We start from the raw sequence: 20,471 nt of genomic DNA, 5'->3' as shown, positions 1-20,471 counted from the left end.
TCAACATTATTAGTCAGCATTAGAAGGAACCGACATGACGCCGTCCGATGTGAAAGCCACGCTATCGTTTTCCGATGGTTCCCCCAGCGTTGAGCTGCCGATTTATACGGGCACCGTTGGCCCCGACGTAATCGATATTCGCAAGCTGTACGGACAAACCGGCAAGTTCACCTATGACCCCGGTTTCATGTCGACGGCTTCGTGCAATTCGAAGATCACCTACATCGACGGGGACAAGGGCGAGCTGCTGTACCGCGGCTACCCGATCGAGCAACTGGCCACCAAGTGTGATCACCTCGAAACCTGCTACCTGCTGCTCAAGGGCGAACTGCCCAATGCCAAGCAGAAGGAAGAATTCGTCGGCGCCGTGATGAACCACACCATGGTTCACGAGCAAATGCAGTTCTTCCTGCGCGGCTTCCGCCGCGATGCCCACCCGATGGCCGTCCTGACGGGCCTGGTGGGCGCCATGAGCGCGTTCTACCACGACGCCATGGACATCGATGATCCGCACCAGCGCGAAATCTCCGCGATCCGCCTGATCGCCAAGATGCCGACGCTCGTCGCCATGGCCTACAAGTACAACATCGGCCAGCCGTACATCTATCCGCAGAACGACCTGTCCTACTCGGGCAACTTCATGCAGATGATGTTCTCCACGCCGTGCGCCCCGTACAAGGTGAACCCGGTGCTCGAGCGCGCGCTCGACCGCATCTTCATCCTGCACGCAGACCACGAGCAAAACGCCTCCACCTCCACGGTGCGCCTGGCCGGTTCCTCGGGTACCAACCCGTTCGCCGCCATCGCCGCCGGCGTGGCTTGCCTGTGGGGCCCGGCCCACGGTGGCGCCAACGAAGCCGCCCTCAAGATGCTTGAGGAAATCGGCAGCGTCGACAACATCACCGAGTTCATCAAGCAGGTCAAGGACAAGAACTCGGGCGTGCGCCTGATGGGCTTTGGCCACCGCGTGTACAAGAACTACGACCCGCGTGCCAAGCTGATGCGCGAAACCTGCTATGAAGTGCTGAACGAACTGGGCCTGCACAACGACCCGCTGTTCAAGCTCGCCATGGAACTGGAAAAGATCGCGCTGGAAGACGAGTATTTCGTCAGCCGCAAGCTGTACCCGAACGTCGACTTCTACTCGGGCATCGTGCAACGCGCGCTCGGCATCCCGACGTCGCTGTTCACCTGCATCTTCGCCCTGGCACGCACCCCGGGCTGGATCTCGCAGTGGGAAGAAATGATCACCGATCCGGAATACAAGATCGGCCGCCCGCGTCAGTTGTTCAACGGCGCCGCAAGCCGCAACGTGCCGGATATGGGCACGCGTTGAGCTTTTCGCCCGGGGCAGGCAGGCCATACTGAAGTCAGGTGTGGCTGGCCTCGACCCTGAGGGTAATCTCCAGTCGCCCTTGAGATTGCCCTGTTGGCAGCGCAGCAATACCAAACGCCCCGGCAAGCCGGGGCGTTTGGTATTCAAGCCCGGCAGCGCTTGTGCGTCGCAAAAGATTTATTGCGTGAAACGTGGCGATAACGCCAATTTCGGACGATTTGTGCTGTGTTACTACCAATAAGATCCTCATTTGTTGTGCAAATGCGCCATCCGGCGCGGAATTTGACCCTATAATGCGGACTGCTTTGCCGACAGCAGCCGGGCCACCCTTCCGGACTGCGTTGAGGCGAGCGGGGCAGGCGAATCACCTGCGCAATAGAGAACGCATCAACGTTGTCTTTCCGAACCAAGGTCTTCCGGTGCATGGGTTGCGCAGGAGGGCTGACACATGCCGGGCCCCGCACACGCTTCTTTTTCTGCAGGCCCGTCTTCCGCGTCTCGGGCGTCTTTCCCAGGTTGTAGCTCGCGGGTGTTGTTCGATTGCGCAGGTCATGCCGCCTCAGCCCATGACCCAACCATAATCGAGGAGCTCCTGCATGACGCTGTCCCGTCTTACGTCCATCTCCCTGGCCACGGCCCTGTGCGCTTTCGGCGCTGCTGCCAACGCTGAAACCATCAAGATCGCCATCGCCGGCCCCATGAGCGGCTCGGTCGCACAGTACGGCGACATGGTCAAGGCCGGTGCGCTGACTGCCATCGAGCAGATCAATGCCGCTGGCGGCGCGGGCGGCAACAAGTTCGAAGTGGTGATGATGGACGACGCCTGCGAACCGAAGCAGGCCGTGGCGGTAGCCAACAAGATCGTCAGCCAGAAGATCCATTACGTGATCGGCCATGTGTGCTCTGGCTCGACCATTCCGGCTTCGGACATCTATGAGAACGAAGGCGTTGTCATGGTGACGCCGTCGGCCACGGCCCCGCAGCTGACCGAGAACAGAAAGCGCAAGTTCATCTTCCGCACCATCGGCCGCGACGACCAGCAAGGCCCGGCCGCAGCCCAGTACATCATCACCAAGGTCAAGCCCAAGAAGGTCGCGATCCTGCACGACAAGCAGTCGTACGGCCAGGGCATTGCCTCGTCGGTGAAGAAGGACCTGGAAGCCGCCAAGATCCCCGTGGCCGTGTTCGAGGGCGTGAACGCAGGCGATTCCGACTACTCCGCCGTCATCACCAAGCTCAAGTCGCAAGGCGTGGACTTCGTCTACTTCGGCGGCTACCACCCGGAGATGGGCCTGCTGCTGCGCCAGGCGCGCGAGCAGGGCGTCAAGGCGACCTTCATGGGTCCCGAGGGCGTGGGCAACAAGGACGTGACGGCCATCGCAGGCGCTTCCTCCGAAGGCATGCTGGTGACCCTGCCCGCCGACTTCTCCGCAGATCCGGCCAACGCCGCGCTGGTCAAGGCCTTCGCCGACAAGAAGCGCGATGCCAACGGCCCGTTCCAGATGCCGGCCTATGCCGCGGTCCAGATCATTGGCGACGCCATTGCCGGCGCCAAGAGCACGGATCCGACCAAGGTCGCTGCCTACATGCACAAGAACGCCTTCCAGACCCCGATCGGCAAGGTCGAGTACGACGCGCAGGGCGACCTGAAGTCGTTCAGGTTCGTTGTGTTCACCTGGCACAAGGACGCCACCAAGACCGCTGCCAACTAAGCCGCACTTTGGCTTTGCGCGCCCCGCTCATGGCTTGAGCGGGGCGTTTTGGTATCGGGGTCCGGTTGCCCGGCCGGCGCGGTTTATCCGCCACGTCCGGGGCATGGGCATATCCGGCATTACGGAGCTATCCCGGCGCTTGCGCACCTCCTGCAACGCCGGCGTCTCCAGCTTCAAAGTTATGGGGCTTCCCGCATGAACGAGTTCCTTCCACAGTTCACCCAGCAGCTGGTCAACGGCCTCACGCTGGGTGCGATCTATGCGCTGATCGCCATTGGCTACACCATGGTCTACGGCATCATCGGCATGATCAATTTTGCCCACGGCGAGATCTATATGATCGGCGCCTACGTGGGCCTGGTGACGCTCACCGCCATCGGCGCAAGCGCGGGCTATCCGCTGCCGCTGGTGCTGGGCGCCGCCTTGCTGGTATCGGTGCTGGTCACCGGGTTATACGGCTTCGCGGTGGAGCGGGTGGCCTACCGGCCGCTGCGCGGCGGGCCGCGGCTGGTGCCGCTGATTTCCGCCATCGGCATGTCGATCTTCCTGCAGAACTACGTGCAGATCGGGCAGGGCGCGCGCGACGTGTCGGTGCCCGTGCTGATCTCCGGCGCCATCGAGTTCCAGATGGGCAGCGACTTCACCGTGACCATGCCGTACTCGCGCCTGCTCATCGTCGGCGTGACGCTGGTCCTGATGATCGCGCTGACGCTATTTATCGGCCACTCGCGCATGGGCCGCGCCTGCCGCGCCTGCGCCGAAGACATGCGCATGGCCAACCTGCTCGGCATCGACACCAACCGCGTGATCTCCTTCACCTTCGTGCTTGGCGCGATGCTGGCGGCGGTGGGCGGCGTGCTGATCGGCCTGACCATCGGCAAGCTCAACCCGTATATCGGTTTCGTGGCCGGCATCAAGGCCTTTACCGCGGCCGTGCTGGGCGGCATCGGCAGCATCCCGGGCGCCATGCTCGGCGGCGTGCTGCTGGGCCTGGCCGAGACCTTCGCCTCCGGCTATATGCCGGCCGAGTACAAGGACGTGGTGGCCTTCGGCCTGCTGGTGCTGATCCTGCTGTTCCGCCCGACCGGGCTGCTGGGCAAGCCTGACGTTGAAAAGGTGTGAGGACGCTATGACACAAGCTATTTCTACGCCGATCGGCGTGGCGCAAGGCGCTCCCGCGGGGCAGAGCCTGAAGAACGCCATCGTCGCGGCCGTGATGACGGCCATCCTGACCATTCCCGTGCTTGGCCTGCAGCTCAAGCTCGATGGCTACAAGGTCGTGCTCGAGCCGCACTGGAAGCCGGTGTGGCTGGCAGTGGGCGCGGTCTTCCTGTTCCAGCTCTTCAAGCCGCTGTTCCTGCGCGCCACGGCCGGCGTCAAGATGCCGAGCCTGCCGGCGCTGGGCAACACCCAGCAGCGCAAGGTGATCTGGCTGCTGCTGGCGGTTGGCCTGGTGTTCCCATTCTTCGGCTCGCGCGGCGCGGTGGACGTAGCCACGCTGGCGCTGATCTACGTGATCCTTGGGCTGGGCTTGAATATCGTGGTGGGCTATGCCGGCCTGCTCGACCTGGGCTATGTCGGCTTCTATGCGGTCGGCGGCTATACCTACGCGCTGCTCAACCAGTACTTCGGCCTGAGCTTCTGGGAATGCCTGCCGATCGCCGCGTGCATGTCGGCGGCCTTCGGCTTCGTGCTGGGCTTCCCGGTGCTGCGCCTGCGCGGCGACTATCTCGCCATCGTCACGCTGGGCTTTGGCGAGATCATCCGCCTGCTGCTTAACAACCTGACCAGCCTGACCGGCGGCCCGGATGGCGTGTCGGGCATCCCGAAGCCGACCGTGTTCGGCATCGAGATGGCGCGCAGCGCCAGCGTGGAGGGCGTCAAGACCTTCCACGAACTGCTGGGCTGGGACTACAGCGGCGAGCACATGGTGATCTTCCTCTACCTGCTGGCGCTGCTGCTGGTGGGCTTCACGCTGTTCGTCACCAGCCGGCTGATCCGCATGCCGATGGGGCGCGCGTGGGAAGCCCTGCGCGAGGACGAGATCGCCTGCCGTTCGCTGGGCCTGAACCCGACCCGCATCAAGCTGTCGGCGTTCACGCTGGGCGCGGCCTTCGCCGGCCTGGGTGGTGCGTTCTTCGCCGCGCGCCAGGGCCTGGTCAATCCCGAATCGTTCACCTTCATCGAGTCCGCACTGATCCTGGCGGTGGTGGTGCTGGGCGGCATGGGCTCGCAGCTGGGCGTGATCCTGGCCGCTATCTTGCTGACCGCGCTGCCGGAGGTGGCGCGTGGTTTCGCTGAGTACCGCATGCTGATTTTCGGCCTGGTGATGGTGCTGATGATGATGTGGCGTCCGCAGGGCCTGCTGCCCGCGAGCCGCCCCCATGTGGAGTTGCCGCAATGAGCCAAGTTCAATCAGCGGAACTGCTGAAAGTCTCCGGCCTGCAGATGCGCTTCGGCGGCCTGCTGGCGGTCGACGGCATCGATTTCGATGTGCGCCGCGACGAAGTCTTTGCCATCATCGGGCCCAACGGCGCGGGCAAGACCACGGTGTTCAACTGCGTGGGCGGCTTCTACAAGCCCACCGCCGGCGAGGTCATGCTGGACGGGCATTCGATCGCCCGCCTGCCGAGCCACCAGGTAGCGCGCCGCGGCCTGGTGCGCACGTTCCAGAACATCCGCCTGTTCAAGCAACTGACCGTGGTCGAGAACCTGCTGGTGGCGCAGCACCTGCAGGTGCGCTCCGGCCTGTTGCGCGGGCTGTTTGCCACGCCGGCTTACCGCCGTGCTGAGCGCGAGGCGCTGGAGCGCGCCGCGCTGTGGCTCGAGCGCATGGGCTTGCGCGGCGTTGCCAACCGCGAGGCGGGCACGCTGTCGTACGGCCACCAGCGCCGGCTGGAGATCGCGCGCTGCATGATCACCAACCCGCGCCTGCTGATGCTCGACGAGCCGGCTGCGGGCCTCAACCCGCAGGAAAAGGTGGAACTGTCGCAACTGATCGACCAGCTGCGGCGCGAGTTCAAGATCTCGGTGCTGCTGATCGAGCACGACATGAGCCTGGTGATGGGCGTGTCCGACCGCATCCTGGGGGGCGCCCGATCGTGGTCGGCAAACCGGCCGAAGTGCGCAACGACCCGCGCGTGATCAAGGCTTACCTGGGAGAGGACTGATGCTGAAGCTGGAACAGGTCCATACCCATTACGGCGCGATCGAAGCGCTGTCTGGCGTATCGATTGAAGTGAACAAGGGCGAGATCGTCACGCTCATCGGCAGCAACGGTGCCGGCAAGACCACGCTGATGATGACCGTGTGCGGCTCGCCGCGCGCGTCAAGCGGGCGCGTGATGTTCGAAGGCCAGGACATCACCCGGCGTCCCACGCACGAGATCATGCGGCTGGGCATGGCGATCTCGCCGGAAGGGCGGCGCGTGTTTCCCAGCCTGACGGTGCTGGAAAACCTGAAGATGGGTGCCTTCTTTGGCAAGCGCGACGAGATCGAGGCGGGCATCGAGCACGTCTACAAGCTCTTTCCACGCCTGAAACAGCGCTCCACGCAACGCGCCGGCACCATGTCCGGTGGCGAGCAGCAGATGCTGGCGATCGGCCGCGCGCTGATGAGCCGGCCCCGCCTGCTGTTGCTGGACGAGCCTACGCTCGGCCTGGCGCCCCTGGTGATCGCGCAGATCTTCGACATCATCCGGACCATTCGTGACGAAGGCGTCACAGTGTTCCTGGTCGAGCAGAACGCCAACAAGGCGCTGGGCGTGGCGGATCGCGGCTACGTGCTGGAAACCGGCCGCGTGGTGCTGGCGGACACCGGCGCCAACCTGCTGGCCAACGATCGTATCAAGAGCGCTTACCTGGGCGGCTAAACCCCGCCCCGGTTCGCCCCCGGAAGGGGGCGAACCGGGGGTGCAAGCCATCCCCGGCACGTCCCCCTTTTCGCCATCGGCGAAATCCCCCTTTCGCCAATCACATTACATTTCCAGCGCCGCGCGGCCCGGGCACGGCCCAGTCGCGCGCTATCGCTGTGGCATAATCGATTGTGAAGTCAAGCATCGCAGCAAGCCGCATTGCATTGCCCGCATTCCTGCGAAAAATCCCCCAAACTACCGCGCGACGCCGCCAACCGTGCTGTATCAAACGGTCCCGGCCCGCCCCCCCTGCATCATGGCCAAGACGCTTTACGACAAACTTTGGGATGACCACACCGTGCACGTCGAGGATGACGGCACCACGATGCTGTACATCGATCGCCACCTGCTGCACGAAGTCACCAGCCCGCAGGCGTTCGAAGGGCTGAAGCTGGCGCAGCGGCCGGTCTGGCGCATCAGCGCCAACCTGGCGGTGTCGGACCACAACGTGCCGACCACTGATCGTAGCCAGGGCATCGCCGATCCGGTGTCGAAGCTGCAGGTGGATACGCTGGACAACAACTGCGATGCGTACGGCATCACCCAGTTCAAGATGAACGACCTGCGCCAGGGCATCGTGCACGTGATCGGGCCGGAGCAGGGCGCCACGCTGCCGGGCATGACGGTGGTCTGCGGCGACTCGCATACCAGCACGCACGGCGCGTTCGGCGCGCTGGCGCACGGCATCGGCACCTCCGAAGTGGAGCACGTGCTGGCCACGCAGACGCTGCTGGGCAAGAAGGCCAAGAACATGCTGGTGCGCGTGGAAGGCAAGCTGCCGCGCGGCTGCACCGCCAAGGACATCGTGCTGGCCGTGATCGGCAAGATCGGCACCGCGGGCGGCACCGGCTACACCATCGAATTCGCTGGCTCGGCCATTCGCGACCTGAGCATGGAAGGGCGCATGACGGTGTGCAACATGGCCATCGAGGCCGGCGCGCGCGCGGGCCTGGTGGCGGTGGACGATGTCACGCTCGAATACGTCAAGGGCCGCCCGTTCTCGCCACAAGGCGTGGAGTGGGAGCAGGCCGTGGGCTACTGGCGCACGCTGCATTCGGACGCCGGTGCGCACTTCGACCTGGTGGTCGAGCTGCGCGCGGAAGAGGTCCGTCCGCAGGTGACCTGGGGCACCTCGCCCGAGATGGTCGTCAGCATCGAGGACCGCGTGCCGGATCCCGAGAAGGAAAAAGACCCGAACAAGCGCAACGCCATGGAGCGCGCGCTGGAGTACATGGGCCTGCAGCCCAACGTGCCGGTGGACAGCATCAAGATCGACAAGGTCTTTATCGGTTCCTGCACCAACTCCCGCATCGAAGACATGCGCGCCGCGGCGTGGGTCGTGCAAAAGCTGGGGCGGCGTGTGGCAAGCAACGTGAAGCTGGCGATGGTGGTGCCGGGCTCGGGCCTGGTCAAGGAGCAAGCCGAGCGCGAAGGGCTGGACAAGGTCTTCAAGGCCGCCGGCTTCGAATGGCGCGAGCCGGGCTGCTCGATGTGCCTGGCCATGAATGCCGACCGCCTGGAAGCCGGCGAGCGCTGCGCGTCCACTTCGAATCGCAACTTCGAAGGGCGCCAGGGCGCGGGTGGCCGGACTCATCTGGTGAGCCCGGCGATGGCGGCCGCGGCTGCCATCGAAGGCCACTTCGTCGATATCCGCCAGCTCGGCTAATTCGCGCAGGCTCATCATGAAACAAGCCCTGATCGTGTTGCTCGCATGCCTGGGCATGCTGCAACTGGCCGGCTGCCATACGATGGCCGGCCTTGGCAAGGACACGCAGGCCGCAGGCCGCTCGCTCGAAAGCGCGGCAAAGAAGTAAGGAACCGACCATGGATAAGTTCACTGTACACAGCGGGCTCACGGTGCCCCTGGACCGCGAGAACGTCGACACCGACGCGATCATCCCGAAGCAATTCCTCAAGTCGATCAAGCGCACCGGCTTCGGCCCCAACCTGTTCGACGAATGGCGCTACAAGGACGTGGGCCAGCCCGGCCAGGACAACAGCAGCCGTCCGCTCAACCCGGATTTCGTGCTCAACCAGCCGCGCTACCAAGGCGGCTCGATCCTGCTGGCCCGCCGCAACTTCGGCTGCGGCAGCTCGCGCGAGCACGCGCCCTGGGCGCTGACGCAATACGGCTTTCGCGCTGTCATCGCGCCGAGCTTTGCCGACATCTTCTTCAACAACTGCTACAAGAACGGCCTGCTGCCGGTGGTGCTGACCGAGCTGCAGGTCGACCACGACCATATTTTCAACGAGACCAATGCGTTCAACGGCTACAAGCTGACGATCGATCTCGATAAGCAACTGGTGGTCACGCCGGGCGGCGACAGCTATGCGTTCGACATCGCGCCGTTCCGCAAGTACTGCATGCTCAACGGTTTTGACGATATCGCCCTGTCCCTGCGCCATGCCGACAAGATCAAGGCTTATGAAGCAGAGCGCGTGGCCAGGATGCCGTGGCTGAACAACCGCGTGGTCGGCTGAAGCCGGCGGTACGCTGAGACAAAACAAGGAAGACAAAGCATGAAAATCGCAGTCCTGCCGGGTGACGGCATTGGCCCCGAGATCATCGCGGAGGCCGTCAAGGTCCTGAACGCGCTCGATGAAAAATTCGAGATGGAAACCGCCCCGGTGGGCGGCGCCGGCTACGAGGCAAGCGGCCATCCGCTGCCCGACGCCACGCTCAAGCTTGCCCAGGAAGCCGACGCCATCCTGTTTGGCGCCGTGGGCGACTGGAAGTACGACAAGCTGGATCGTCCGCTGCGCCCCGAGCAGGCCATCCTTGGCCTGCGCAAGCACCTGCAGCTGTTCGCCAACTTCCGTCCGGCGATCTGCTATCCGGAGCTGACCGGCGCGTCCAGCCTGAAGCCCGAGCTGGTGGCAGGCCTGGACATCCTGATCGTGCGCGAGCTGAACGGCGACATCTACTTCGGCCAGCCGCGCGGCATGCGCGAAGCGCCGGACGGCCCCTTCAAGGGCGCGCGCGAAGGCTTCGACACCATGCGCTACAGCGAGCCGGAAATCCGCCGCATCGCCCACGTGGCTTTCCAGGCCGCGGCCAAGCGCGGCAAGAAGCTGTGCAGCGTGGACAAGGCCAACGTGCTCGAGACCTTCCAGTTCTGGAAAGACGTCGTGATCGACGTGCACAAGGAGTATCCGGAGGTCGAGCTGTCGCACATGTACGTGGACAATGCGGCCATGCAGCTGATCAAGGCGCCGAAGAGCTTCGACGTGATCGTCACCGGCAACATGTTCGGTGACATCCTGTCGGATGAGGCCGCCATGCTGACGGGCTCGATCGGCATGCTGCCGTCGGCTTCGCTGGATGCCAACAACAAGGGCCTGTATGAACCGTCGCACGGTTCGGCGCCGGACATCGCCGGCAAGGGCGTGGCCAATCCGCTGGCTACCATCCTGTCGGCGGCGATGATGCTGCGTTTCTCGCTGAACCGCGCCGAACAGGCCGACCGCATCGAGAACGCCGTCAAGAAGGTGCTGGCCCAGGGTTACCGCACCGGCGACATCCTGACGCCGGGCTGCAAGCAAGTCGGCACGCGCGAAATGGGCGAGGCCGTGCTCGCGGCACTGTAGGCCGCATTAAAGTTGAAAAGGCGCCGCATGCGGCGCCTTTTCTTTAATTTGTCCCCGATTTCCCCCGTGTGGCAGCGCCACAAAATCGTGTAGACTTTGCGGATGGTCCGAATCTTTCCGTGGTCCTCGTCTACTGCCATCGCCGCCCCGGTTGCTACCCGCAGCCCGGTTGGCCTGGGTTCGCACGGCCACCCGCTTATCGCAACGACGATTAAAACCATTATTACCAAAACGATCGGCTAGATCGTTCGTCGTGCCTGCTCGTCTTCCCCGCGCAGTCACGTCGGGCGAGGAAAGCGCGGGGAAGTTCAAATCACATCCGAGGTTAGTCATGATTGTAGGTCTCGTCGGCTGGCGAGGAATGGTCGGTAGCGTCCTGATGCAACGCATGCAGGAAGAGCGCGATTTCGACCATATCGAGCCCGTATTCTTCAGCACGTCCAACGCTGGCGGCCAGGCCCCGGCCGGCCATCCTGGAAATCGACCGTACCATCCTGGCGACCCAGCATGGCCTGTCGGCCGACGAAACCAAGCAGTTTGGCGTGCCGCTCGCCGGCAACCTGATTCCCTGGATTGACAAGGACCTGGGCAACGGCGTGTCGAAGGAAGAGTGGAAGGCCGGCGCGGAGACCAACAAGATCCTGGGCCGCGGCGAAGGCTTCCTGGGCGCGACCGGCGCCGCGCCGATCGCCGTCGATGGCCTGTGCGTGCGCATTGGCGCCATGCGCTGCCATTCGCAGGCGCTGACCATCAAGCTGCGCCGCGACGTGCCGCTCGATGAAATCGAGGGCATGCTGGCCGAGAACAACCAGTGGGCCAAGGTTGTGCCGAATACCCGTGAGGCCAGCATGACCGGCCTTACGCCGGCCGCCGTGACCGGCACCCTGACCATTCCGGTGGGGCGCCTGCGCAAGATGCAAATGGGTGGGGAATATCTCTCGGCCTTCACTGTCGGCGACCAGCTGCTGTGGGGCGCCGCCGAGCCCCTGCGCCGTATGCTGCGCATCCTGATCGAGACCTGAGCCAGGGACTTGCTCCCCAAGGAGTCCTTGAGTCATGTCTTGGCCCATGTCTTAAGGCTCCACGCAAGGCATCCGGGGATTCGTTGCAGCAAGGCAACAGAAACCCCCGGCTTTGATGACAACGCCGCGCCTGTGCGCGGCGTTGTCACGCCCGGCCGCCTATTTTTCCTGGCGTTGCGTCACAATACAGGCGGCATATGCCGGGCTGCGGGGCGGTTATCCGCACGTCCGTACGAGTTGGCGCAGGGCTCAGTCGGGACGCTAACTTGCTGCGCTAAACCATTGATGTTAAGTTAATTTCACTACTAGAACACAACGGAGCACAAGGTGAGTGTGAGCCAACATCGCCGGAAAGATGCGCCTACCGCCCGCCAGCGCTGGTCAACGCTGGCCTTCACGGCACTCGGTTTGCTGCTCGCGCAGCCGGCCGTGTATGCCGCGGGGTTCGGGCAATTGCGGGTACAGTCGAATCTGGGTCAGCCGCTGCAAGCGGAAATCGATATTAGTGGCGTCAGTGCGGAAGAAGCGGACGGCCTGGCCGTCAAGCTGGCGTCGCCCGATGCCTATGCCAAGGCCGGCCTGACGTATCTGCCGGCGGTCAGCAGCCTGCGGCTGCAGGTCGAGCGCCGCCCCAATGGGAGCTATGTGGCACGGGTCCGGTCAACCCAGCCGCTCAGCGAGCCCTTTGTCGACATCCTGGTCGACATGACATGGGCGAGCGGCAAGGTGTCGCGCGCATATACCTTCCTGCTGGATCCTGCAGGGGCCAAGCCTTCCAACCAGACTTTCTCGCCTGCCACGGTAGTGCAGGCGGGCACTCCCGACGAATCCGGCGCCACCAGCCCGGCGGCGCCCGCGCCAAGCGCCGCGCCCGTGCCCGCTCCGTCAGTGCAGGCCCCGCCTCCCGTGGCGGCCAGCCCAGCGCCGCGGCCCCAGGCCAAGGCGCCGGCGCCGCGTCCGCACCGCGCCGCCACGCAGGCTTCGGCCGACGGCGCAGCCGCGGCTGGCGGCACCTACACCGTGCAGCGCGGCGACAACCTCTCCGCCATTGCCGGCGAGGCGTCCCAGGGCCAGGATTCGGTATCGCTGGACCAGATGCTGGTCGCGCTTTATCGCAACAATCCGAATGCCTTCGTCGGCGGCAATATGAACCGCCTCAAGGCGGGCGCCGTGCTCAAGGTGCCTAGCCAGCAAGAAGCACAATCGGTCACCCCCCGCGCGGCACGTCGCGAGGTGGTGGCACGCACGCAGGGCTTTGACGCCTACCGAAGCCGACTGGCTACGGCGGCCGCGGGCCGCTCGGTCGAGGCCGGCAGCGGCCGCGAGCAGTCGGGCAACGTCACCGCGCGCGTGCAGGAGCAGGCCGCACCGGCCGCCGGCCCGCGCGACGAGCTCAAGCTCAGCAAGCCCGATCGCGGCAGCCAGGCCGCCGCCGCTGCTGCAGCCGAAGCCACTATCGCCAAGGAACGGCAGCTCAAGGAAGCCGAGGCACGCCTCGCGCAGCTTGAGAAAAACGTGGGCGACATGCAGCGGCTGGTCGAGCTGAAGAACGCCGAGATCGCCAAGCTGGCCCAGGCACAAAAGGGCACGGGCAAGGATTCGGCCGCGGCGCCTGCGGTGGTGCCGGCCGAGGCCGCCAAGGCCGACGCAGCCGTGCCGGCCCCGGCAGCGGCCAGTGCCGAAGCCAGCGCGGCAACGGCGGCGGCAGCGTCCCCGGCTTCGGCGCCTGCGGCCTCGGTGGGCGCCAGTGGTGCCAGCGCGAATGCCGCGGACGCCGTGGCTGCCACGGCCAAGCCTGCCGCCGCTTCCGCGCCTGCCGCCAAGCGCCCGCCGCTTGTGACGCAGCCCGCGCCCGTGGCCCAGCCGTCGTTCATAGAAGACCTGCTGGCCAATCCCATGCTGTTGCCTGGCGGAGGGCTGTTGATTGCCCTGCTGGGCGGCTACGCGATCTATCGCCGGCGCCAGCAACAGAAGACCAGCGACGGCGCGGCCTTCGGGGATAGCATCCTGTCGCAGGAAAGCACCGTCATGGCCGGCGGCAATTCGCTGTTCGGCACCGCGGGTGGGCAGAGCGTCGACACCTCGCAGCACAGTGTGTTCGGTGCCGATTTCCGCATTGGCAACAACGCCGCGGAAGCCAACGAGGTCGATCCGATCGCCGAGGCCGATGTCTATATCGCCTACGGGCGCGATGTGCAGGCCGAGGAAATCCTGCGCGAAGCCCTGCAGCAAAACCCTGAGCGCCAGGCGATCCGCCTGAAGCTCATGGAGATTTACAACACTCGTCAGGATGTGGAAGGTTTTCGCGTGATTGCAGAAGAAATGTTCGCCCAGACTGGAGGACACGGGGCGGAGTGGGCACAGGCAACGGAGATGGGGCGTAGCCTCGATCCGGGCAATGCCTTGTATTTGAGTGTGGCGCCCGATGTCGCGTCGCTTGACACCACCACCTTGCCAGCCGATCAGTGGCGCACCCACGATCCGTCGCAAGACTTGGCGGCGGCACCGCGCGAAACCCCGCTGGCGGACCTGGCAGATTTTGCGCTTCCGCTGGATGGGTTCCCCGCACCGGCAGCCGGTGCGCCGATCACCGCGCCCGAGTCCGCGTCGCGCGTGTTCGGCAATGGCGAGGCGGTGCCTTCGGCGCTTGCCACGCGCCTGGACGATGGCCTTGGCCTGGATCTGCCCGAGACGCATGGCATCGGTGGTCATGACGAGGTGCCGGCACTGGATACGCCTACGCGTAGCCGTCCGCTGGACTTCGATATGTCCGGTATCTCGCTGGATCTGAATCCGGTGGGTCATGCCGACGCGCACGCCGACAGGCTGGCGCAAGCGCATGACGAGGCCAGTTCCTCGTTCGGCGCATCCCTGCCGGCGCCGACCATGCTGCGCGATGGCAAGCTGTCCGAGCCGATCGACCTGTCGCGCGTGAGCGCGGAAAGCGGGCTGGATACGGCGCGCGGCATCTCGCCGAGCACGCTGTCGGCCGAATCCGCCGATGGTGGCCGCGACATGCAGATCAAGTTCGATCTGGCCCGTGCCTATATCGAGATCGGCGACAAGGAAGGCGCGCGGGAGTTGCTGCAGGAAGTGGTGGAGCAGTCGCAGGATCCCCTGCTGACCGAAGCCAAGTCTTTGCTGCGGGACGTGGCCTGACCGGCAGCCTGCAGGCGGGCTGACAAGCAAGCTGTAGAATGGCGGGCTGTGCGCAAGCGATGCGCCCGGCAGCTCGCCGCCAATGCGCTGGGAGCCTGGCTCCCGGCGCATTTGTTTTTTGCGGGCCGGTAATCGGGCGTTTTTCGTTGGCGCCGCGCCGTTTCCGCTAGCTCCCGTTATATCGTCAATTTCCGCCTCATGACCCGCATTGCCCTCGGCCTCCACTATGACGGTGCCGCCTTTTCCGGCTGGCAGTCGCAACCGCACCGCAATACGGTGCAGGACCGGCTCGAGGACGCGATCGGGCAGTTCGCCGGCAGCCGCGTGCAGACCACGGTGGCGGGCCGCACCGATACTGGCGTGCACGCGCTCGGCCAGGTGATCCACATCGACACCCACCTGACGCGGGAGCCGTTCTCGTGGGTGCGCGGCGTCAATGCCTTCCTGCCACCCAGCATTTCGCTGCAATGGGCCAAGCCGGTGGACGATAGCTTCCATGCGCGTTTCCTGGCCTTCGAACGCATGTATTACTACGCGCTCTACGCCGGCCCGCACCGGGTGCCGCTGGTGCACGGCAGGGCGGGCTACCTGATGCTGCCGCCGGGCAAGGGCCTGGACGTGGACGCCATGCGCGCGGCCGCAGCCTGCCTGCTGGGCGAGCACGATTTCTCGGCCTTCCGTGCCGCTGAGTGCCAGGCGAAGTCGCCCGTCAAGACGATGTACGACATCACCCTCAAGGCTGACGGCGACTGGGTGTTCGTGCGTTTTCGCGCCAGCGCTTTCCTGCACCACATGGTGCGCAACCTGATGGGTTGCCTGGTGGCGGTAGGGCGGGGACGCAACCCGCCGGAGTGGCTGGCCGAGGTGCTGGCCGGGCGTAGCCGCGCCAAGGCAGCGCCCACTTTCATGCCCGACGGCCTGTACCTGGCCGGGGTGAAGTATCCTGAGCAGTACCAGATCCCGGCCGCCGACACAGCCGCCAGCCTGTTCCATGGAGTGTTTGCCAATGACCCAGTTGCCTGAAGCGGCAGCGCGCCGCGCCGCACCCGCGTCAAGGCCGATCACATTGCCCACGTGGTGGAGCGTGTGCCGCTTACGCTACTGCAATTCCATGGCGACGAGCGGCCCGAGGACTGCACCCTGGTGGCCCAGCGCTGCCGGCTGCCGTTTCTGCGCGCGGCACGCGTGCAGCCGGGCCTCGATTTGGTAGAATTCGCGGATCTGCATCGTGATGCCGCTGCCTTGCTGCTTGATGCCTTCGTCGAAGGCTACGGCGGTGGCGGGCACGTCTTCGACTGGACCCTGATACCCCCGGCATGGCTTCCGCCCACCCACAACCCGACCGCAAGCGCCGCTCCTCGGATCGTTTTGAGTGGTGGGTTGAACGCGCAAAACGTCGCTGGCGCGATTGAGCGCGTGCGGCCCTACGCTGTCGATGTAAGCAGCGGCGTGGAGGCTGCCAAAGGCGTGAAAGACCACGCCAGGATTGCCGCCTTCGTGCGCGCGGTGCGCAGCGCGGATGCCGGGTGAGCCAGGTTGCCGTCCAGGCACCCGGCCTCCCGCCTATCCCCCGCAAACCGCACCTGCCCTGCGCACGACCCTAACGTCATCGAGCCCCTGCCAGAAAGGCAAGGGCCCTGTTCAGAAGAGCTGACTCATGTACGACCTGCCCGATTCCCGTGGCCATTTCGGCCCCTATGGTGGTTCCTTTGTTTCCGAGACCCTGGTGCACGCACTGGACGAACTGCGCGAAGCCTATGCGCACTTCCAGAAGGACCCGGAGTTCGACGCGGAGTACCGCCGCGAGCTGAAGCATTTCGTCGGCCGCCCGTCGCCGATCTATCACGCGCAGCGCTGGAGCGAGATGCTCGGCGGCGCGCAGATCTATCTCAAGCGCGAAGACCTGAACCACACCGGTGCCCACAAGATCAATAACGTGATCGGCCAGGCACTGCTGGCCAAGCGCATGGGCAAGCCCCGCGTGATCGCCGAGACCGGTGCCGGCCAGCACGGCGTGGCCACCGCCACCATCGCCGCGCGTTTCGGCATGGAGTGCGTGGTCTACATGGGCTCGGAAGACGTCAAGCGCCAGGCCGCCAACGTCTATCGCATGAAGCTGCTGGGCGCCACCGTGGTGCCGGTGGAAAGCGGCTCCAAGACCCTCAAGGACGCGCTCAACGAAGCCATGCGCGACTGGGTCACCAACGTCGAGAACACCTTCTACATCATCGGCACCGTGGCTGGCCCCCATCCTTACCCGATGATGGTGCGCGACTTCCAATGCGTGATCGGCGACGAGGCCAAGGTGCAGATGCCGGAGATGACGGGCCGCCAGCCCGATGCCGTGATCGCCTGCGTGGGCGGCGGCTCCAATGCCATGGGTATCTTCTATCCGTACATCGAGCACAAGGATGTGCGCCTGATCGGCGTGGAAGCCGCTGGCGACGGCCTGGACACCGGGCGCCACGCGGCCGCGCTGATCGGCGGCTCGCCAGGCGTGCTGCACGGCAACCGCACCTACCTGCTGCAGGATGCCAACGGCCAGATCATCGAGACCCATTCGATCTCCGCCGGCCTGGACTATCCCGGTGTCGGGCCTGAGCACGCATGGCTCAAGGATATCGGCCGCGCCGAGTATGTCCCCATCACCGATGAGGAAGCGCTCAAGGCGTTCCACGACTGTTGCCGCATCGAAGGCATCATCCCGGCGCTGGAATCCAGCCACGCCATTGCCTATGCTTGCAAGCTCGCGCCCACGCTGCCCAAGGACAAGCTGCTGCTGGTGAACCTGTCCGGCCGTGGTGACAAGGACATGCATACCGTGGCCGAGCGTTCGGGACTGACCCTCTGATGCGCGACTTTCTCCCGCCGGGCGCCGCTGAAGGCGGCGCCCCGTCCGCGCCCATCGCCGCACCGCAACTGACGCTCTACCAGGAAGACATGCTGGAAGGCATCAAGCGCATCGCCGACGGCTCCATCGATCTGATCGTTGCTGATCCGCCTTACGGCCTGGGCAAGGACTACGGCAACGACTCCGATCGCCTGTCCGGGGACGCCTACCTGGAGTGGTCGGCGAGCTGGATCGATGCGGTGGTGCCCAAGCTGGCGCCGCGCGCCTCGCTCTACCTGTTCTGCACCTGGCAATACTCGCCGGAGCTGTTCGTGATGCTCAAGCAGCGCCTGACCATGATCAACGAGATCATCTGGGACCGGCGCGTGCCGAGCATGGGCGGCACCACGCGCAAGTACTCCTCGGTGCACGACAACATCGGCTTTTTTGCCCGGGCGCGCGACTACTACTTCGACCTCGACCCAGTGCGCGTGCCGTACGACGCAGAGACCAAGAAGGCGCGCAGCCGTCCGCGCTTCGAGGGCAAGAAGTGGCTGGAGGTTGGCTACAACCCGAAGGACCTGTGGAGCGTGCCGCGCATCCACAGGCAGGATCCGGAGCGTGCCGATCACCCGACCCAGAAGCCGTTGCATATCGTGCAACGCATGGTGCTGGCCAGTTGTCCGCCGGGCGGGCTGGTGCTCGACCCCTTTACGGGCAGTGGCACCACGGCCGTAGCTTGCGCGCTGCACGGGCGCCGCTTCGTCGGCTTCGAGATGAACCCTGACTATGTCGACGTGGCGCGCGCGCGCGTCGCGGCATGCATTACTACGCCGCAGGCCGCGCCCGCTACCCTGAACATCGCAGCCGCGAACGATGAGCCCCTGCTGGCTGCTTCGTCCACGCCGCTGCCCACTCTCGCTCAATGACCATGTCCCGAATCAAAACGACTTTCGCGGCGCTGGCCGCGCAGAACAAGAAGGGCCTGATTCCGTTCATCACCGCCGGTGACCCCGAGCCCGGCCTGACCGTCGCGCTGATGCACGCGCTGGTGGCGGGCGGGGCCGACGTGATCGAGCTTGGCGTGCCATTCTCCGACCCGATGGCCGACGGCCCGGTGATCCAGCGTGCCTCCGAGCGCGCGCTTGCGCAGGGCGTGACGCTGACCAAGGTGCTGGCCTGGGTGGCCGAGTTCCGCCAGACCAACGCGGCAACGCCCGTGGTGCTGATGGGCTACGCCAACCCGATCGAGCGCATGGGCGAGGAAACCTTCACCAAGGCCGCGCGCGCCGCCGGTGTCGATGGCGTGCTGGTGGTCGACTACCCGCCCGAGGAGTGCGAGTCCTTCGCCGCGCAGATGCGCGCCAACGAGATGGACCCGATCTTCCTGCTGGCGCCGACCTCCACCGATGATCGTATCGAGGCCGTGGCCAAGCTGGCCAGCGGCTACCTGTACTACGTATCACTCAAAGGCGTGACCGGTTCGGCCACCATCGACCTCGACAGCGTGGCCGCCCGCATTCCGCTGATCAAACGCCATGTCAACTTGCCGGTGGGCGTGGGCTTCGGCATCCGCGACGCGCAGACCGCGCGCACGATCGGCAGCGTGGCCGATGCCGTGGTGATCGGCAGCCGCCTGGTGCAGTTGCTGGAAGATGCGCCGCGCGACCAGGCGGTACAATCGCTGCAGTCGTTCATCGCGGAAATCCGCCAGGCGCTGGACGCCTGATTGTGATTTAAGCGACGCCGCCCGTGTTGACGCACGGGCGGTGAATGCAGCAAAAAACACTGATTTTGACGACCGTTGTGCCGCAACAGGCGCATCGTCCCGGCGGAACGGGGACTGCGGACCGCAGGCATGGTAAATTCGCGGCCTGACATGTTCCGCGCATGTGCCGAAAGGAGCCTTTCATGAGCTGGTTGGATAAACTCCTCCCTCCCAAGATTCAACAGACCGACCCCTCCACCCGCAAGGGCATTCCGGAAGGGCTGTGGGTCAAGTGCCCGTCGTGCGAGTCGGTGTTGTACCGGACCGACGTCGAGGCCAACCTTCACGTCTGCCCCAAGTGCGACCACCATATGCGCATCCGCGCCCGCGCCCGCCTCGACGGGCTGCTGGACGCCGAAGGCCGCTATGAGATCGGCCAGGAAATCCTGCCGGTCGACGCGCTGAAGTTCAAGGACACCAAGAAGTATCCGGACCGCATCAAGACCGCCATGGACGATACCGGCGAGACCGATGCCATGGTCGTGATCGGCGGTGCCATCCACACCATCCCGGTGGTCGTGAGCTGCTTCGAATTCGAATTCATGGGCGGCTCCATGGGCTCGGTGGTGGGCGAGCGCTTTGTGCGCGGCGCTCAGGCGGCGCTGGAGCAGAAGGTGCCGTTCATCTGCATTACCGCCACGGGCGGTGCGCGCATGCAGGAAAGCCTGCTGTCGCTGCTGCAGATGGCCAAGACCACGTCCATGCTGAACCAGCTGTCGAACTCCAAGCTGCCGTTCATCAGCGTGTTGACCGATCCCACCATGGGTGGTGTTTCGGCCAGTTTTTTCGGCCAGTTTTGCGTTCCTGGGCGATGTGGTGATTGCTGAGCCCAAGGCGCTGATCGGCTTTGCCGGTCCCCGCGTGATCGAGCAGACCGTGCGCGAGAAGCTGCCCGAGGGCTTCCAGCGGGCTGAGTTCCTGCTGCAGAAGGGCGCGATCGATATGATTGTCGATCGCCGCAGGTTGCGCGATGAGTTGGCGCAGTTGCTGGCTTTGCTGCAGAAGCAGCCGGCGGATGCGGTGGCATAAGGGTTTGGGCTAGTTGATGGCGATTGGGCGCGGACTGGTATGTTCGCGCTTTTTCGCTTTATGGGGAGGGTGTTGGGGGTAACTGCAGCTTCAACTGCAACTGCAACTGCAACT

14 protein-coding genes and 4 pseudogenes are annotated in these 20,471 nt (G+C 64.9%); all 18 read left to right on the top strand.

Annotated features, from left to right (window positions below; genetic code table 11):
- Positions 1 to 34 precede the first annotated feature (34 nt).
- The 18 genes and pseudogenes from gltA (at position 35) to accD (ending at position 20,357) form a co-directional block, all read left to right on the top strand.
- Positions 35 to 1,336 (top strand): citrate synthase, encoded by a 1,302-nt coding sequence (gene gltA, locus OR16_RS27430; protein WP_006161619.1) that lies wholly within the window; start codon positions 35 to 37, stop codon positions 1,334 to 1,336.
- Between the two features lie 596 nt (positions 1,337 to 1,932).
- On the top strand, positions 1,933 to 3,048 hold the full coding sequence (locus tag OR16_RS27425) for a branched-chain amino acid ABC transporter substrate-binding protein (RefSeq protein ID WP_006161618.1): 1,116 nt from the start codon (positions 1,933 to 1,935) through the stop codon (positions 3,046 to 3,048).
- Positions 3,049 to 3,243: 195 nt separating this feature from the next.
- Positions 3,244 to 4,170 (top strand): high-affinity branched-chain amino acid ABC transporter permease LivH, encoded by a 927-nt coding sequence (livH, locus tag OR16_RS27420; protein WP_006161617.1) that lies wholly within the window; start codon positions 3,244 to 3,246, stop codon positions 4,168 to 4,170.
- Between the two features lie 7 nt (positions 4,171 to 4,177).
- Complete coding sequence (locus tag OR16_RS27415) at positions 4,178 to 5,452, top strand: high-affinity branched-chain amino acid ABC transporter permease LivM (RefSeq protein WP_006161616.1); 1,275 nt, start codon at positions 4,178 to 4,180, stop codon at positions 5,450 to 5,452.
- A pseudogene (gene livG, locus OR16_RS27410) lies at positions 5,449 to 6,218 on the top strand (high-affinity branched-chain amino acid ABC transporter ATP-binding protein LivG). Before OR16_RS27415 ends, livG begins: the two are co-directional and overlap by 4 nt.
- Positions 6,218 to 6,919, top strand: coding sequence for an ABC transporter ATP-binding protein (locus OR16_RS27405; protein WP_006161614.1), 702 nt, complete (start codon positions 6,218 to 6,220; stop codon positions 6,917 to 6,919). The pseudogene livG and the gene OR16_RS27405 overlap by 1 nt, the downstream one beginning before the upstream one ends.
- A gap of 298 nt (positions 6,920 to 7,217) precedes the next feature.
- Positions 7,218 to 8,627 (top strand): 3-isopropylmalate dehydratase large subunit, encoded by a 1,410-nt coding sequence (leuC, locus tag OR16_RS27400; RefSeq protein WP_006161613.1) that lies wholly within the window; start codon positions 7,218 to 7,220, stop codon positions 8,625 to 8,627.
- A gap of 16 nt (positions 8,628 to 8,643) precedes the next feature.
- Positions 8,644 to 8,775 carry an entericidin A/B family lipoprotein gene (locus OR16_RS27395; protein WP_006161612.1) on the top strand — a complete coding sequence of 44 codons (132 nt, stop codon included), beginning with the start codon at positions 8,644 to 8,646 and terminating at the stop codon, positions 8,773 to 8,775.
- Positions 8,776 to 8,785: 10 nt separating this feature from the next.
- Positions 8,786 to 9,442 carry a 3-isopropylmalate dehydratase small subunit gene (gene leuD / locus OR16_RS27390; protein WP_006161611.1) on the top strand — a complete coding sequence of 219 codons (657 nt, stop codon included), beginning with the start codon at positions 8,786 to 8,788 and terminating at the stop codon, positions 9,440 to 9,442.
- Between the two features lie 39 nt (positions 9,443 to 9,481).
- Positions 9,482 to 10,549: a 3-isopropylmalate dehydrogenase gene (leuB, locus tag OR16_RS27385; protein WP_006161610.1), complete on the top strand. Its 1,068-nt coding sequence runs from the start codon at positions 9,482 to 9,484 to the stop codon at positions 10,547 to 10,549.
- 331 nt (positions 10,550 to 10,880) lie between these two features.
- Positions 10,881 to 11,571 (top strand): annotated as a pseudogene (locus OR16_RS27380) (aspartate-semialdehyde dehydrogenase).
- A gap of 327 nt (positions 11,572 to 11,898) precedes the next feature.
- Positions 11,899 to 14,730, top strand: coding sequence for a FimV/HubP family polar landmark protein (locus OR16_RS27375; RefSeq protein ID WP_043421356.1), 2,832 nt, complete (start codon positions 11,899 to 11,901; stop codon positions 14,728 to 14,730).
- A 198-nt stretch (positions 14,731 to 14,928) separates the two neighbouring features.
- Positions 14,929 to 15,753 carry a tRNA pseudouridine(38-40) synthase TruA gene (truA, locus tag OR16_RS27370; RefSeq protein WP_006161607.1) on the top strand — a complete coding sequence of 275 codons (825 nt, stop codon included), beginning with the start codon at positions 14,929 to 14,931 and terminating at the stop codon, positions 15,751 to 15,753.
- Between the two features lie 33 nt (positions 15,754 to 15,786).
- Positions 15,787 to 16,260, top strand: a pseudogene (locus OR16_RS27365) (phosphoribosylanthranilate isomerase); the annotation flags it as partial.
- A 127-nt stretch (positions 16,261 to 16,387) separates the two neighbouring features.
- Entirely contained in the window at positions 16,388 to 17,581 is a 1,194-nt protein-coding gene (gene trpB, locus OR16_RS27360; protein WP_006161604.1) for a tryptophan synthase subunit beta, read from the top strand.
- The gene (locus OR16_RS27355; protein ID WP_006161603.1) at positions 17,581 to 18,489 is read left to right on the top strand and encodes a DNA-methyltransferase; all 909 of its coding nucleotides are present in this window, start codon (positions 17,581 to 17,583) and stop codon (positions 18,487 to 18,489) included. The genes trpB and OR16_RS27355 overlap by 1 nt, the downstream gene beginning before the upstream one ends.
- Positions 18,490 to 18,491: 2 nt before the next feature.
- The gene (trpA, locus tag OR16_RS27350; RefSeq protein WP_006161602.1) at positions 18,492 to 19,289 is read left to right on the top strand and encodes a tryptophan synthase subunit alpha; all 798 of its coding nucleotides are present in this window, start codon (positions 18,492 to 18,494) and stop codon (positions 19,287 to 19,289) included.
- Between the two features lie 182 nt (positions 19,290 to 19,471).
- Positions 19,472 to 20,357, top strand: a pseudogene (gene accD, locus OR16_RS27345) (acetyl-CoA carboxylase, carboxyltransferase subunit beta).
- Positions 20,358 to 20,471 lie beyond the last annotated feature (114 nt).

Origin of the sequence: Cupriavidus basilensis OR16, from assembly GCF_000243095.1 — a bacterium.
GTDB classification, from domain to species: domain Bacteria; phylum Pseudomonadota; class Gammaproteobacteria; order Burkholderiales; family Burkholderiaceae; genus Cupriavidus; species Cupriavidus basilensis_D.
The sequence above is the reverse complement of the archived record's forward strand: the minus strand, read 5'-3'. Positions and strand labels throughout refer to the sequence as shown.